The organism is Facklamia languida CCUG 37842 (assembly GCF_000245795.1).
In the GTDB taxonomy this organism is placed as follows: Bacteria; Bacillota; Bacilli; order Lactobacillales; family Aerococcaceae; genus Facklamia; species Facklamia languida.
This window is the reverse complement of record NZ_JH601133.1, coordinates 509219-524612: the sequence shown is the minus strand read 5'-3', so window position 1 is coordinate 524612 and position 15394 is coordinate 509219. Positions and strand designations below refer to the sequence as shown.

13 protein-coding genes are annotated in these 15394 nt (G+C 41.4%); 9 read left to right on the top strand and 4 right to left on the bottom strand.

The window, feature by feature from the left end:
- Nucleotides 1–11 precede the first annotated feature (11 nt).
- From gatC to HMPREF9708_RS02415, 4 genes are all read left to right on the top strand, one after another.
- Nucleotides 12–311 (top strand): Asp-tRNA(Asn)/Glu-tRNA(Gln) amidotransferase subunit GatC, encoded by a 300-nt coding sequence (gene gatC, locus HMPREF9708_RS02430; protein WP_006308506.1) that lies wholly within the window; start codon nt 12–14, stop codon nt 309–311.
- A complete protein-coding gene (gatA, locus tag HMPREF9708_RS02425; RefSeq protein ID WP_006308504.1) occupies nt 312–1775 on the top strand; it encodes an Asp-tRNA(Asn)/Glu-tRNA(Gln) amidotransferase subunit GatA in 1464 nt (487 codons plus the stop codon).
- Nucleotides 1776–1789: 14 nt separating this feature from the next.
- Nucleotides 1790–3220 (top strand): Asp-tRNA(Asn)/Glu-tRNA(Gln) amidotransferase subunit GatB, encoded by a 1431-nt coding sequence (gatB, locus tag HMPREF9708_RS02420; RefSeq protein WP_006308502.1) that lies wholly within the window; start codon nt 1790–1792, stop codon nt 3218–3220.
- A gap of 151 nt (nt 3221–3371) precedes the next feature.
- Nucleotides 3372–4256 carry a YitT family protein gene (locus HMPREF9708_RS02415; RefSeq protein ID WP_006308500.1) on the top strand — a complete coding sequence of 295 codons (885 nt, stop codon included), beginning with the start codon at nt 3372–3374 and terminating at the stop codon, nt 4254–4256.
- A 292-nt stretch (nt 4257–4548) separates the two neighbouring features.
- Here the strand turns inward: HMPREF9708_RS02415 and HMPREF9708_RS02410 are convergent, their stop codons facing one another.
- From HMPREF9708_RS02410 to HMPREF9708_RS02395, 4 genes are all read right to left on the bottom strand, one after another.
- Nucleotides 4549–5757, bottom strand: coding sequence for a carboxylate--amine ligase (locus HMPREF9708_RS02410; protein WP_006308498.1), 1209 nt, complete (start codon nt 5755–5757; stop codon nt 4549–4551).
- A gap of 73 nt (nt 5758–5830) precedes the next feature.
- Complete coding sequence (gene asnB, locus HMPREF9708_RS02405; protein WP_006308496.1) at nt 5831–7711, bottom strand: asparagine synthase (glutamine-hydrolyzing); 1881 nt, start codon at nt 7709–7711, stop codon at nt 5831–5833.
- Between the two features lie 91 nt (nt 7712–7802).
- Nucleotides 7803–9620 carry an excinuclease ABC subunit UvrC gene (gene uvrC / locus HMPREF9708_RS02400; protein WP_006308493.1) on the bottom strand — a complete coding sequence of 606 codons (1818 nt, stop codon included), beginning with the start codon at nt 9618–9620 and terminating at the stop codon, nt 7803–7805.
- Entirely contained in the window at nt 9620–9943 is a 324-nt protein-coding gene (locus HMPREF9708_RS02395; protein ID WP_006308491.1) for a hypothetical protein, read from the bottom strand. Before HMPREF9708_RS02395 ends, uvrC begins: the two co-directional genes overlap by 1 nt.
- 132 nt (nt 9944–10075) lie before the next feature.
- Here HMPREF9708_RS02395 and HMPREF9708_RS02390 point away from each other — a divergent pair, with 132 nt between their 5' ends.
- From HMPREF9708_RS02390 to HMPREF9708_RS02375, 5 genes are all read left to right on the top strand, one after another.
- Nucleotides 10076–11779: a M3 family oligoendopeptidase gene (locus tag HMPREF9708_RS02390; RefSeq protein ID WP_006308489.1), complete on the top strand. Its 1704-nt coding sequence runs from the start codon at nt 10076–10078 to the stop codon at nt 11777–11779.
- A 27-nt stretch (nt 11780–11806) separates the two neighbouring features.
- Entirely contained in the window at nt 11807–12817 is a 1011-nt protein-coding gene (locus HMPREF9708_RS02385; RefSeq protein ID WP_006308487.1) for a Gfo/Idh/MocA family protein, read from the top strand.
- A gap of 63 nt (nt 12818–12880) precedes the next feature.
- Nucleotides 12881–13627, top strand: coding sequence for a DEAD/DEAH box helicase (locus HMPREF9708_RS07865; protein ID WP_006308478.1), 747 nt, complete (start codon nt 12881–12883; stop codon nt 13625–13627).
- 5 nt (nt 13628–13632) lie between these two features.
- Nucleotides 13633–14109, top strand: coding sequence for a helicase-related protein (locus tag HMPREF9708_RS07860; RefSeq protein ID WP_006308476.1), 477 nt, complete (start codon nt 13633–13635; stop codon nt 14107–14109).
- Between the two features lie 103 nt (nt 14110–14212).
- On the top strand, nt 14213–15364 hold the full coding sequence (locus HMPREF9708_RS02375; protein WP_006308475.1) for a glycosyltransferase family 4 protein: 1152 nt from the start codon (nt 14213–14215) through the stop codon (nt 15362–15364).
- Nucleotides 15365–15394 lie beyond the last annotated feature (30 nt).

Here is a 15394-nt window from a genome sequence, read left to right as displayed (position 1 = left end):
GGAGGAAAGATATGATAACACGGGATGATGTAAAGCACGTGGCGCAACTAGCCAAGTTAAGTTTTGATGAGGAGACACTGGATCAATTCACTCCTGCCATGCAGGATATTATCCATATGGTGGAAAAGTTGCAAGCTGTCAATACAGACGGCGTAAAACCAACTTTTCATGGTAACCAGCTCCATAATGTTTACCGGGAAGACATTGCCGTTCAAAATGATCATTACCAAGATTTACTAGCGAACGCTCCGGCAGCTCAGGATGGCTATATTCAAGTGCCAGTCATTATTGAAGAAGGAGAGGGTGCCTAAATGAAACAATTTCCGACTACTATTAAAGGAATCAAAGAAGGTCTGAAAAAGGGGGACTTTACTTCTGTCGAGATCGTCGAACATACTTTCCAACAAATTGAAAGTAAAGAAGATCAGGTCAAATCCTTTATCCATTATGAAGATTATTATCAGCCAGCTTTAGAAGCGGCCAAAGAAGCGGATCAACGTGGCTATGAAGATGACCAACTTCTTTTAAATGGGGTCCCAATTGCTGTTAAGGATAATATTTTAACCAAAGGATATGTCACAACAGCGGCGAGTAAGATGCTTGAGGATTTTGTTCCAACTTATGATGCTTTTGTTGTTAAACAACTGAAAAAAGCAGGTGCTGTGATCGTTGGAAAAGTGAACCTTGATGAATTTGCTATGGGAGGGTCCACTGAAAATTCATCCTTCCAGACTTCGCACAACCCATGGGATTTAACACGGGTACCGGGAGGTTCTTCGGGGGGGTCTGCTTCAGCAGTAGCTGCTCGTCAAGTTCCAGGAGCACTTGGAACGGATACAGGTGGATCCATTAGACAACCAGCTGCTTTTACTGGTTTAGTGGGGATGAAGCCAACTTATGGTAGAGTATCCCGTCATGGCGTGATTGCCTTTGGATCCAGTCTGGATCAAGTTGGCCCTATGACCTTAACCGTTGAAGATAATGCACTTCTCTTACAAGCAATTGCTGGGCAGGATCCAAATGATGCGACTAGCTTACCAAATTCAACTCAAGCATTTGATGCCTTGATTGGCCAGACAATTGCTGGAAAGCGGATCGCATTCCCTAAGGAATACCAATCAGAAGCAATCTCTGAGGAAGTACGTCAGGCCATTCAACAAGCCGCTGACTACTTCCGTGACCAAGGCGCGATTGTCGAGGAAGTGTCTCTTCCATATTCGGAATATGGGATTTATGTATACTATATTATATCATCTGCTGAAGCCTCATCGAATTTACAACGGTTTGATGGGATACGGTATGGTCATCGGTCAAGCGATGCCCATAACCTCGACGAAATATATATCAAATCTCGTTCAGAAGGTTTTGGTGAAGAGGTAAAAAGACGGATCATGCTGGGTACTTTTTCACTCAGTGCAGGGGCTTATGATGCGTTCTTTAATCAAGCTGCAAAAGTTCGGACTTTAATCAGCGAAGATTTTGAGCGCGTGTTTGAAGAGTATGATTTAATCATGGGTCCAGTCACAACAAGTACAGCCTATAAAATAGGCGAGCGATCAAATGATCCACTTGAGATGTATGTAGCAGATTTATTAACGGTTCCTATCAACTTGGCAGGCATCCCAAGTATCTCCTTGCCAGCTGGATTTGACCATCAAGGTTTGCCAATTGGGATGGCTCTTACTGGGCCAGCAGGTAGCGAGGCACTTATCTATCAAGTTGCCCATGCCTTCGAAAGCGGCCATGACTTTCACCATCAGGCACCAGAAATATAGGAGGCTGACATAGAATGAATTTTGAAACAATAATTGGTCTTGAAGTCCATGTTGAACTAAAGACGCACTCAAAAATTTTCTCCAATTCCCCAGTTGGATTTGGAGCAGATCCTAATGCTAATACCAATGAAAAAGACTGGGGATATCCAGGGGTCTTGCCCACTCTGAATCGACAAGCGGTCGAATACGGTATGAAGGCTTCTTTGGCCTTAAATTGCCAAATCGCACCTGAAATGAAATTTGACCGGAAGAATTATTTCTACCCCGATTCTCCAGCTGCCTACCAAATTTCTCAATTAGACCAGCCAGTCGGAGCAAATGGCTATCTTGATATTGAAGTCGAAGGCGAAAAACGTCGGATACGGATTGAACGTGTCCACTTAGAAGAAGATGCTGGTAAAAATACGCATGGGACAGATGGGTACTCCTATGTAGACCTTAATCGGCAAGGAACTCCATTGATCGAAATCGTAACTGAAGCTGATATCCGCTCACCAGAGGAAGCTTATGCTTTTCTTGAAGCACTGAGAGAGCGCATCATGTTCACAGGGGTATCCGATGTTAAGATGGAAGAGGGCTCTTTACGTTGTGATGGGAATATTTCGATTAGACCTTATGGACAAGAAACATTTGGGATAAAAACAGAAATTAAGAACCTCAACTCCTTTAACTACGTCCGAAAAGGGTTAGCCTATGAGGAGGGGCGTCAAGCGAATGTGTTGCGGTCTGGAGGCCGTATTCAACAAGAAACACGGCGTTACGATGAAAAGACAGGTAAGACAGTTCTGATGAGAGTTAAGGAAGGGGCAGCGGATTATCGTTATTTCCCTGAGCCTGATATCCCACTTTTGACGATTGATCAAGCCTGGATTGATAAGGTTAAGAGTGAAATGCCTGAGATGCCAGAAGAACGACGGGCGCGCTATACGACTCAATATGACCTGCCTGAATACGATGCAATGGTCTTAACCTTGCAAAGAGAAATGTCTGATTTCTTCGACCAAACCGTCGCTGCTGGAGCAGACCCTAAACAAGCTTCGAATTGGTTAATGGGAGAAGTTTCTGCCTATCTAAATGCTAAACAAAAAGCACTGGCTGAAACAGGCCTGACTCCCGCTAACCTCAGTCAAATGATTCAATTAATTGATCATGGGACCATCTCCTCAAAGATCGCTAAACAGCTCTTCCAAATCCTAGCAGATCAAGGTGGAGATGCTCAAAAAATTGTTGAGGAAAAGGGAATGGCTCAAATTTCAGATCCAGAGGTCCTAAGGCCAATGATTGCGGAAATTATTGAAGGAGATCCTAAGACTGTTGAAGATTATAAAAATGGTAAGGATCGAGCGGTTGGCTACTTTGTGGGTCAAGTCATGAAACAGTCAAAAGGCAAAGCCAATCCGCAAGTGGTAAACCAATTAATTATGGAAAAACTAAAGACCATGTAGGTTTAAAAAACTAGTTGTGCAGACAACTAGTTTTTTTATTGGCTTCTATTTACGGCCTGTTTAAGAATCAGGCAGATTTTATTTTTTTATAATACGAAAGCGGTTTAATTTCTGGTAAAATAAATCTATCAGTATATAAGGAAGTGGTTCAATGAAGAAAACAATCGTATCGCTGGCAATGACAATTTTTGGGACATTTTTAGTAGCCTTATCTGTAAATATGGTGTCTGTTCCAAATGAATTAGGGGAGGGTGGTATTACTGGATTAAGTCTTTTGCTATACTATGCATTAAATTTTGATATCCCTATCTCCGCTTTTATTTTAAATGTTATTGTTCTTATATTGGGGTGGACTTTATTGGATCGAAAGACAATTCTATATACCTTAGTTTCGATTGCAGCCCTGTCCTTATTCTTAAAATGGGTGCATCCTTATGAGTTCGTTCCAGAAAACCAATTGGTAGCACCAGCCGTGACCGGAATCTTAATGGGGTCTGGATTGGGTATCGTGATTCGTGGTGGAGGGTCAACTGGTGGAACGGATGTCATTGCTCTGATTATTAATAAGTACTTTGGGATGAGTGTTTCGACTGCCTTGTTCCTGTGTGATGCAATCATTGTGGGAATGCTTTTCTTCGTGATCGGCATGGAAAAAGGGGTCATTTCAATTATAGGCATTCTGCTGTGGAGTCGTGTCTTAAACTTTTGGATTACGGGCTATAATCCTAAGAACGCCCTGATGGTTATTTCAGATGAATATGAGGCGATTGGCCAAGAAGTAATGGATAAAGTAAAACGAGGTGTTACGGTCTTAAATGGTTATGGCTTCTACTCCAAAAACGCACGGAACATTCTTTATATTGTGGTCTCAAATCGTCAGCTGATGGCTGTTGAAAAAATTATTCATAAGCATGATCCAAAGGCATTTATTACAGTAAATGCTATTCAACAGGTGGATGGGGAAGGCTTCACATTTGCCCCTGAAGTGGAAGAAATATCCTTAGAGATTGATGATTCCATGGCTGAGGAGATTTAATTAAGCGTTAGAGGTCATCTCATCCCAGCTGGAGCAAAGAGATAGAGTGAGAGTTGATTCTAGGAGAAGGCAAAAAAGCGATAAAATATGATGATCATTGCCATTGAGAGAGTGTGAACAATTCTTCAAAATAAAGAGCCAGATGTTTCAATACAAAAAGAATGAAATACACCAAATGTAAAGTCACAAGAAGGCAAAGTGGCCTTCTAGGGACATGCCTTATGAGCATGAGCCAGTGATTTTACATTTGGTGTATTTCGTTGTGTTAAGGCGTGGTTACAGCCTTAAATCTTTAGATAAAATTGACTCGCTTAAACTTTCGGTAATAATTTAGCTTGTTTAATAGGACGTATAAGTGGCGGCGAGGATCCCACTCTTTGTGATAACTGAAGGCATTATAAACTTGCCCTTTTTGATAACAAGATGCAACAGTTTGCCAGTCTGGTGTTTGACCGATGACTTTTTGGGTCAAATGTTTGGTTAGGGAAGTGAAGACAACATTTTCCCTTAAAATCGTAAGGTCCATCGGTTTTTTTAAGAGGTAATCTTCAATATAATATTTCGCCACATTGCCACCAGCAGCAGTAGCATAATAGTTAGTCATTGGTAAGCGGGGATTAATTTCTAAAAAGTTATACTCTCCGGTACGTTCATTATAGATCAGATCAAAATTAGCAAAACCTGTCCATTCCAATGCTTCCAGCAATCGTTTCGAATCATCATAGACTTTTGGATCAATTTCTTGCGTGAGAATTACCAAGTTGTTGCCTAGAGATTCTGGGGTTGGATCTTCGACCATTACTTTACCGAAGGAAATGAGTTTAATTTCAAGGTCATGCGGTGACCGATAAGCAGTAATCGAGGCTTGGTAGGTTGGCTTTAATGCGAGCTGTTCTTGAATGACAATAGAATCATGATAGCCTGCTTCACGGATTAATTTGACGGCTGCTTGAGCATGGGACTTATTTGGGCATAAGTAGACTTTTTCTTTCCCTTTGAAAGATAAATTCTGGTAGAGAGGGGTATTAGCGGCCTTGACTACGTAGGATAAGTGATCAGGCAGTTGGTCCAGCTCACTTTCAGAGAAGGTCTGAGGGTAGGGAATGTGATGGGTCTGGCAAATTTCATAAAAGTTTGACTTATCAATTGCTTGATCATGGATGGCTTGGGATACATAAGGGACGGTCCAATCATTTGGGAAAAGATCACGATAGGTGACAAGTTGTTCAACGAACCAATCATCTGATCCAAAGATGATCTTAGGAAGATCAGGATAAGCCGCTGAAAAATGAGTAATGACCTCTTGCATGGTCTGAGGGAAATCGGTCAACAAATGAGGGTAAAAGTGTTTAGTGATAATTTGAGAGTACTTTGTGCCTTGGAGATCGTGAACAATAATACTTTCGGGTTTGATCCGGTAATATTCATGAATGGCACGACATAAGGAATAGGCTCCTTTATTTGAGCCAATGACAATTGGAACAAAATCTTGTGTCTGCATAGTGTCACATCTTTCTTTATCGATCATTGGGCCTTGCAATAGGATTCAGGGCAAGGTTGGACAAAATAGGCCTTTAAAATTTTTGCTTATTTGGCTTGCGGCCATCGTTGAGGAAGTATACATCATACCAAGTGAGGAAAGTATAGAGGGTCCATATTTTACGTTGGGCTTTAACTCTTCCTTGGTAGTTATCTTCAAGTAATTGTAGAATCTTATCCTGATTAAAGAATTCTCTTACAAAATCTTGACTGAAGGTCTCTTTGATATGCTGGTAATAGGTTTCATCTCTAAGCCAATCTTTAATTGGGACTGGGAAGCCCAGTTTAGGACGTTGTGACCATTCTTTCGGTAGATGGCGTTCAGCTGCCAAGCGAAAGGCATATTTTGTATTATATTCATTAATTTGAAATTTAGTTGGGATTCTTTCTGCTAATTCCATCATTCGGATATCAAGTAAGGGGGTTCGAACTTCTAAGGAATGAGCCATTGACATGCGGTCTGCCTTTAGGAGGATATTTTTTGGCATCCAATGGTGGAGATCAACGTACTCCATTTTCTTTAAATCAGAAAGCTCTTGGGCCTTTTGATAGTACTCTGCCACAATATCGAAGACAGGTATTGATTCTTGATAATCTGAGTTGAGATAAAGGTCTGCTTCATCTTCATCGAAGACCCATGAATGTCCTGCAAACGATTTACTAGGGTCTTTAAGGGTGCTATGAAGGTGCATCTTTCCTTTGAAATTTGGCAGGTGGTCCATTAGATTTGCCAATGAATGGCGCATTTTTTCTGGTAATTTACGGCAGGCTTCCCCAATCTTTAGGATGAGGCGTGAATTTGAATTGAAGCCATAATTAGTGTAGCCCCCAAATAATTCGTCCGCCCCTTCGCCGCTCATCACGACTCGGACATCTCGACTGGCCAACTCTGAAAGAAAGTAGAGGGGGATGAGTGAAGGATTGGCATCCGGCTCATCTAGGTAATATTGAATGAGAGGGAACTCTTCAAAGGCTTGCTGACCAGATAGGAGGAGAGACCGATTCTCGATGCCCAGAAGGTCCGCCAACATTTTAGCTTCGCGTGATTCATTATAAGAATGCTCTCCAAAACCAACAGAATAGGTTTTATCAGGCTTTAAGAGAGCCGCAACGTAACTTGAATCAACGCCACTTGATAGAAAGCTACCGACTTCTACATCTGCTATTTTATGGGCATTGACGGATTCTTCGACAGCTTGTTCAATAGCTGCCACTGCTTCTTGAAGTGTCATTTCCTCCTCACGGGGGCTGGCATCCCAATATTGCTGGATCTCTAAGTCTCCCTCACGATAAACAAAGTAATGGCCTTCCTCAAGCCGATAGACTCCTTTGAAAAAGGTCTCTTTCAACCCCGAATATTCAAAGGTTAAGTAGGGTTTTAAGGCTTTCTTGTTGAGGACTTTGTTGAAATCTGGGTGTCGCAAGAGTGCTTTAATTTCAGATCCATAGATAAAGCTGTTGCCCATTTGAGTATAATACAGCGGCTTAATACCAAAGTGGTCTCTGGCACCAAATAATTCTTTCTTCTTTTGGTCCCAGATGACGAAGGCAAACATACCGCGTAATTTTTTCAATAAATTTGGTCCATACTCTTCATAGCCATGAATTAAGACTTCTGAATCTGTTTCGGTCGTAAAATGGTGTCCCTTTGAGAGGAGGTCTTCTCTAAGTTCTTGATAATTATAAATCTCACCATTAAACGTTAGGACCATCGACCGATCTTCATTATAAAGGGGCTGATCACCACCTGCTAAATCGATGATTGACAAGCGTCTAAAACCTAAAGCGATTGATTCATCAAGATAGTGTCCTGCACTAACAGGTCCACGGTGAATGATAGCCTCCATCATTTCTTCTATAATCGGCTTTTTATCTTCTCTTGTACGATGATCTAAAAATCCAACAATTCCACACATATTACAAGCCTCCATCTTTATTTCGATAGTCATTAACTTAGTTATGATAGCATAGCGGCTTTTTTTCGTCTATGCTTGCCAGTAAAAGAGCTTAGTCGACAGTATCCGAGGGATTCAGCGATTGATGAATTTTTTGAGCAACTGGTCGGGTAATCCCTAATTTGCGCATCTCTTCAATACTGGCTGTTTGAATATTCTTGATACTTTTAAAGTGTTTTAAGAGCTTATTACGTGTCACCGGTCCCACACCTTCAATTTGGTCAAGTCTTGATGCGTATTGGCTTTTAGCGCGTACTTGGCGGTGATAGGAGATCGCGTAGCGGTGAACTTCCTCTTGAATTCTTTGAATGAGGTGGAAGGCTTGACTATGTGGATCGACGGGAACGAGTTCTTCTTTGTAACCATCTAAGAGGGCTGCAGTCCGGTGGTGGTCATCTTTTACCATACCTGCTACAGGAGTCATAAGGTTGAGCTCATTTTCAAGGACATCTCGTGCGGCTCGGACCTGAATGATTCCACCGTCCATCAGGATGAGATCAGGGAGGATAGCTTCTTCTTTTAAAAGTCGGGTATATCTTCTGCGGATGACTTCTTGAGTATGGGCAAACTCATTACTGCCGGTAACTGTTTTGATCTTAAATTTACGATAACTTTTACGGTCGGGTTTTCCCTGCCGATAAACAACCATCCCTGAGACAGAATGGCTCCCTTGAATATTGGAGTGGTCAAAGGCCTCTATGTATTCTGCTTTATCAATGTTTAAATAATTAGCGAGTTCTTCAATGGCACCTAGGGTTTTGCGGGTGCTCATTTCTAAAAGTCTAAATTTTTCATCGAGTGCTAATTTAGCATTTTTCTCGCATAATTCTAGCATTGACCGCTTTTTGCCTCGCAAGGGTGTTTGAATTGGAACTTCGAAGACCTCTGCCAATAGGGCCTGATCCACACTGGCTGGCACTAAGATCGCTCTAGGCATGACTTGGGCCTTTTCTTTATAGAAGCGCGCAATGTAAGTCGTGACCTCATCTTCTGGATCTCTTTCTCCATAAATTGGAAAGAGTGCGGCCTTCCTTTTGAGGATGGATCCTTGTCTGAGCATGAAAGTTTGAATGGACAACCAACCGCGGTCAAAATAATAATTAAAGACATCCATGTTGTCATAATCTTTTGACATAATGGTCTGTCTCTCAACAGTTGTGGTGAGATAATCGATTTGATCACGATAGTCTGCAGCTTGTTCAAAGTCAAGTTTCTCAGCGGACTCTTGCATCTTTATTTGAAGGTCTTTTTTGATCACTGCTACATTTCCGTTAAAAAAGTCTTTAATATGCTGGATCTGGTCTTGGTATTCTTCTTTGGATATTGGATGATCACAGCACCCGATGCACTGCCCCAGATGATAATAAAAACAGGCGCGTGTTTCATTCTTACCACACCGTCGTAAAGGGTAGACCTTATGCAAAAGCTGTTGGGTAGCCGTTGCAGCTTTTACATTGGGAAATGGCCCAAAGTAATGCCCACCATCTTTTAAGACTTGATTTGTGATAATCAATTGGGGGTCACGCTCATTGGTTATTTTGAGATAGGGATACATCGTCCCGTCTTTTAATTTAATATTATATTGAGGCCGGTATTCTTGGATTAAATTGATTTCAAGAATAAGCGCTTCTTTATTGCTATTAGTGACAATCGTTTCAAAGTGGTGGATCTCTGCAACGAGTTTAGTGGTTTTCGTATCGTGTGCGCCACGAAAGTAAGACCGAACTCGGTTCTTAAGATTTTTTGCTTTGCCGATGTAGATGATTTTATTGTTTTTATCATACATCAAGTAGCAACCTGGCAATTCAGGTAATAATGCTAACTTTTTCTCGATAGTTGAACGAATTTCTTGGGGCGTTTCCTCAGTCATTAGTACTCCTTTCGTTTAGGATAGCGATTGGCTATAAGTTCATCTTCAGCAGTTTGATGTTTTTCGATGAGGTAACGTTCAGTGACAAACTGCTTCCGTTGGTTGAAGTGCCCATAAATAATGATGCGATCATTTAGATGGACTTCCAGCAAAAAGGTTAAAGGGTTACGGGCGATGATCGAAACCAGCTCTTGATGAATTAAGTGCTTGGGATTCATTGGAGAATCAATCAGATTTAACTTAAAGAGGACGAGTGTTGGGTCACTCGCCTTGATAAGCTTTTGGCTGGTTACAATTCCTTTGAACTGTTGTTTTTGAGTCATGATATCCCTCTAAACCGTCAATTTATTCGCTCTAATTATACCAAATATCCTATGAAAAGTTTAGAAGCGGATCCGTATTCAAGGGGAGGGTCCTATGCTATACTGATTAAAAAGGATAAGGGACGTGAAATAATGAAGTTTAATGAATTTGAGTATCAAAGGCCAGATATTAATCAAATTGAGCAGGCTTATAAGGAAAGTGTCCAAGCCATTCGAGAGGCTAAGAACTCGGATGAGGCGGTCAATGCAGTAAGGGAAGTCCAGGCTATTCAAAATAATATTCAGACTCAGTCAACCCTTTGCTCTATTCGCCATTCTATTGATACACGTGATGATTTCTATGCCCAAGAAAATGATTTCTGGGATAACCAGCTACCAATTATTGCAGATTGGGCTTGTGATTATTACCGGGCAACACTTGAGAGTCCTTACCGTCATGATTTAGAAAAGGAACTGCCAGAAACTTTCTTCAAGATCGCAGAGAACACGCTTCGGATTACCAAGCCAGAAATTATTCCTCTTCTACAAAAGGAAAACCGATTAGTCTCAGAATATGGGAAGTTGAAAGCTTCAGCGGTCCTCGAATATCAGGGGGAAACCTATAATTTATCCAGTATTGGTGCCTTAGCCCAATCAACCGATCGGAAGGTCCGTCAAGAAGTTTCTGAGCTCATTGCGAATTGGTATCATAAACACCAAGAAACCTTTGATCGAATTTATGACGATATGGTTAAAGTTCGTCATGAAATTGCCCAAAAATTAGGCTTTAAAGACTTTGTTGAGGTGGGCTATATCCGAATGGGACGGCTTGACTATGATCGCCAGGATGTTGAAGTATACCGTGATGAGGTCCGTCAATATGTCGTACCACTCGCTGAAAAATTGATGGAACGCCAAAAAGAACGGTTAGAGCTTGATGAACTGCGCTATTATGATCTGTGGATCAATTTCCCTAAAGGGAATGCCAAGCCAATTGGTAGCTCTCAAGAGATTGTTGAAAAGGCAGTGAACATGTACCATGAACTCTCAGACGAAACAGGAGAGTTTATTGATTTCATGGTAGAAAATGATTTATTAGATTTAGAAGCTAAGCCTGGTAAGGATACGGGAGGCTACTGTACCCATATTCCGGCTTATAAAGCACCCTTTATCTTTGCCAATTTCAACGGGACATCTGGAGATGTCGAGGTGTTAACGCATGAAGCAGGACATGCTTTCCAAGTTTATAATTCACTTTGGATTGAAACGCCTGAAGCCGTTTGGCCAACTTCTGAATCTTGTGAAATCCATTCAATGTCGATGGAATTCTTGACTTGGCCATGGATGAAAGACTTCTTCGGTGACCAGATCGATAAATTCAAATACCAGCACTTGGCAGGAACCATCTTCTTCCTGCCCTATGGCGTATTAGTGGATCACTTCCAACACGAAGTATATGAGCATCCTGAAATGACTCCTGAAGAAAGAAGACAAACCTGGCGTCGCCTTGAAAAAATCTACACTCCTTGGAAGAATTACGAGGGGAACGAATTTTATGAAAAAGGCGGTTTCTGGTTCAAACAACTCCATATCTTTGTTGAGCCATTCTATTATATTGATTACACTTTGGCTCAAGTTTGTGCTTTCCAATTCTGGAAGAGAAGTCAAATTGATCATGATGAGTCGGTTTGGCAAGACTATCTCACCATTTGTAAGATTGGGGGGACCAAGACCTTTACACAAATTGTGGCAGCTGGGAATCTGAAATCCCCCTTCGAGAAAGGAAATTTAAAAGAAACGCTTGAAGAAATCCAAGCCTTTCTAGAAGGGATTGATGAAGCAGTCCTTCGATCATAGTGAATTGGATAAAAAAAGGAGTTAGAGATGTTAAATTTTGCAACAATCGGCACTTCTTGGATTACATCGCAGATGATTGAGGCTGCAAGATTAACACAACATTACCACCTAAAGGCCGTCCATTCACGCCATCTCGATAAAGCCAAGCAGTTTCAGCAAGACCATGGTGCAGATTACTATACAACGGATATCAGTACTCTTCTATATGATCCAGAGATTCAAGTCGTCTATATCGCGACACCTAATTCGACCCATGTCGATTATGCGCTTCAAGCAGTCGAAGCCAAGAAGCATGTAATTATTGAAAAACCCATGTTTACAAGTTCGGCCCAATGGCATCAAGTTTATGATCTTGCCCAAGAGAATCAAGTACGAATTTTTGAAGCAGCCCTTCATTACCATAGCCGTAATTACAGTCGACTCCGTCCACTCATTAAGCAAAAGATTGAGTCCTGTCAACAGCCTGTTATGGGGGCAAACTTTAATATTGGGCAATATTCATCTAAATATGAGGCCTATTTGGAAGCAAGGGAGAATGGATGGCAAGTGCCCAATGTCTTTTCTGCTACTTATGCAGGCGGGAGCTTAATGGATTTGGGGGTATACCCCCTCTATATCGCCATTGATTTATTTGGGATGCCACAGACTGTTCGCTATCACGCGATCAACGATGGTCAGAAAATTGACTTGTTCGGCACAATTGTTCTAACCTATGCAAAATTTCAGGTGACCATCTTTGTATCGAAGGCCGTACATTCTATACTGGCAAGTGAAATATATGTTGGTGAAGAAACGTTTGTGATTGATAACATATCAAGAATTGACAAGGCCAAATTAGTGAATAAGCAAGGCGAGAGCGTCCAATTAATTAACTACCTACCTGCTAATCCCATGTATGATGAATTAATGACCTTTGCTGAGGTCATACAATCTCCTGGAGATATTCATCATGAAGTGCGATATGAGAATTGGCGTCAGCTTTCCCTACAAGTCACTCAGGTTATGGACTTGCTTCGCCAGTCCGCGAAACTAATTTAAACAAAAACGACGGTTAAAAGTTATCTAAAGGCTTTTAACCGTTTTTTATGAAAGGAAATGACGATGTTTAACGATTTACCCACTCCTCTACAAGAAAAATGGCAGGCTGCCGGCTTTCAAGAGCCGACAGCTATTCAGAAGAAAGTCTTTCAGCAAATGAATATCAAAGAGTCGTTTGCTGCGATATCCCCGACAGGAACAGGCAAGACCCTGGCCTATTTGATTCCACTATTGATGCAATTAGAAGCCAACCATCAATTACAAGCGGTCATATTTGCACCCTCGCAAGAGTTAGCTCAACAGATTCTGCAAGTAAGCAGTGACTGGGGAACGAATTTGGGTTTGACCATTATGAGTCTTATCGGTGGAGCCAACACCAAAAGACAGATTGAACAATTGAAGAAGAAACCAGAGCTGATCATTGCCACGCCAGGCCGTTTCTTAGAATTATTAAAACAGACGGCTAAACTAAAAGTCCATACTGTTCAGTGGTTGATTTATGATGAGGCGGATTATTTATTGGCTAAGACCAATCAGTCCCGCCAAGATCTTGAGCTAATTGAAGGGCGTATGATGCGAGATATTCGTAAAGCCTTTATCTCGGCGACTCAAAGCGAAGATTTGCTGCGCTATCTTGATGCTCAATCACCAGTGCCTGTTCTTCTAAAAAGCTCGATTGAAGAGCAGGCACAATCAGTGAACCATATGGTTGTTCTGTCAAATAATCGAAATAAAGTTGAAAATTTGAGGCGACTCACCCACTTAGATTCAATGAAGGCGCTGGTATTTTTGATCGTATTAGTGACTTAGAACGCGTGGCAGCTAAGTTGATTTATGAACAAGTTCCCATTTCTGTCTTGCACAGTGACCTAAGTAATCAAGAGAGAAAATTCGCAATTAGCTTATTTAATAAACAAGAAACGAAACTTTTATTGACAACAGAAGTGGCAGCACGAGGGATTGATCTGCCAAATATTCCTTATGTGATTCATTTCCACTCAGCCAAAACACCTCATAGCTACATCCATCGATCTGGACGTACGGGACGGATGGGAGCTAAGGGGCAGGTGATTTCCTTGGCAAATGAACAAGAGGCCCGAGACTTGAAGAAGATGTTAGCTTCCCTTGATATTCAACTTGAAAGGCGTAGGCTTTATCGCCAGCAACTGATTGCAGCTCATGATGATTTGAAAGTGACAAAGTCCAAACGATCGGTACAAAATAGAAAGAAAAGTAAAAAGTCGGAAAAAAAGACTAATAATAGAGATTCAATCACTAGAAACCATCATTAAATAAGGATCTTTACAAAATCTTTACATTAAGTTTACACAGAATCATTAAAACTAAGCTACAATGGATGCAGGTGATCAAAAGACAGGAAATGAGGGCATTGTGATGAGAATTTTAATTGCAACAGAAACATTTGTACCAGCAACCGATGGTATCTGTACTCGCTTGGCGCATATGACCGTTGCGATGAAAAAAATGGGACATGAAGTGCTGGTGGTCTCACCTGATTTAGGGATCAAAGACTATCAAGGTGTTCCAGTTGTTGCTATGGATTCATTCACTTTTCCATTGTATGCATCACGGCCTTGGGGGTTGCCATCTCGTCGAATGAAGCAAATCATCGAGGATTTTAATCCAGATATTGTGCATGCAGTGAATCCATTTATTATGGCGACCTCCGCTGTTAAGTATGCCCAGAGATTAGATGTGCCATTGTTGACGTCTTATCATACACATTTACCAGACTATCTTGATCATTATCATTTGTCATTGTTCAAACCTATTTTATGGGATTATATTAAATTCTGGCACCAATCATCCGATTTAAACATTACGGTATCGGATAGTTTACGCCAAGAGCTTTCACTAAAAAATATCCCAACACAGGGGGTTTTACCCAGAGGGATTGACTTAACCCTTCGCCATCCTAAATTTTATGACCAAGATCTGTATGATCAATGGACCTTCCATCAACCTGGGAAAAAGTTGTTAGTTTATGTTGGTCGTTTAGCAGCAGAAAAGGATTTGGACCAGCTTGTCCATATTTTTGACGAAAGAGACGATATCTGCCTTGCAATTGTAGGAGATGGGCCAGCCCGGGAAGATTTAGAAAGAGTCTTTACTGGAAAGCCTGTTACCTTTACTGGATTTCTTTCTGGAGAGCAACTTGCCCGCGCCTATGCTACGGGAGATGCCTTTATTTTCCCATCTATTTCAGAGACTTTCGGCTTGGTGATTTCTGAGGCCATGGCCTCTGGGACACCTGTGATTGCAGCTGAGAATGGGCCGACACTCGAACAGATTGATCCCATGAATACAGGGATGATCTTCAAATCTAAAGACAAGGGCTCTTTACTGCAGGCACTTAACATTCTGGACCAGCCCCTCAAGTTAAAAGAGATGGGCTTAAAATCAAGACGAGAAGCAGAACATTACTCATGGGAGAATGCAACGCGGAAGCTATTAGAATTTTATGACAAAGCAATTCAAGTCCATGCTAAAAAAACCGATCGTGCACAAGCCCTTGTCAATCTGTAATTTAAAGAAAGCGATCTGTGAGTGATTCCT

Bases quoted from the DNA above. Each gene is read 5' to 3' on its own strand.
- gatC (WP_006308506.1), top strand. From the start codon at position 12: ATGATAACACGGGATGATGTAAAGCACGTGGCGCAACTAGCCAAGTTA.
- HMPREF9708_RS02390 (WP_006308489.1), top strand. From the start codon at position 10,076: ATGAAGTTTAATGAATTTGAGTATCAAAGGCCAGATATTAATCAAATT.
- gatB (WP_006308502.1), top strand. From the start codon at position 1,790: ATGAATTTTGAAACAATAATTGGTCTTGAAGTCCATGTTGAACTAAAG.
- asnB (WP_006308496.1), bottom strand. From the start codon at position 7,711: ATGTGTGGAATTGTTGGATTTTTAGATCATCGTACAAGAGAAGATAAA.
- HMPREF9708_RS02415 (WP_006308500.1), top strand. From the start codon at position 3,372: ATGAAGAAAACAATCGTATCGCTGGCAATGACAATTTTTGGGACATTT.
- HMPREF9708_RS02410 (WP_006308498.1), bottom strand. From the start codon at position 5,757: ATGCAGACACAAGATTTTGTTCCAATTGTCATTGGCTCAAATAAAGGA.
- HMPREF9708_RS02375 (WP_006308475.1), top strand. From the start codon at position 14,213: ATGAGAATTTTAATTGCAACAGAAACATTTGTACCAGCAACCGATGGT.
- HMPREF9708_RS02395 (WP_006308491.1), bottom strand. From the start codon at position 9,943: ATGACTCAAAAACAACAGTTCAAAGGAATTGTAACCAGCCAAAAGCTT.
- HMPREF9708_RS07865 (WP_006308478.1), top strand. From the start codon at position 12,881: ATGTTTAACGATTTACCCACTCCTCTACAAGAAAAATGGCAGGCTGCC.
- gatA (WP_006308504.1), top strand. From the start codon at position 312: ATGAAACAATTTCCGACTACTATTAAAGGAATCAAAGAAGGTCTGAAA.
- HMPREF9708_RS02385 (WP_006308487.1), top strand. From the start codon at position 11,807: ATGTTAAATTTTGCAACAATCGGCACTTCTTGGATTACATCGCAGATG.
- uvrC (WP_006308493.1), bottom strand. From the start codon at position 9,620: ATGACTGAGGAAACGCCCCAAGAAATTCGTTCAACTATCGAGAAAAAG.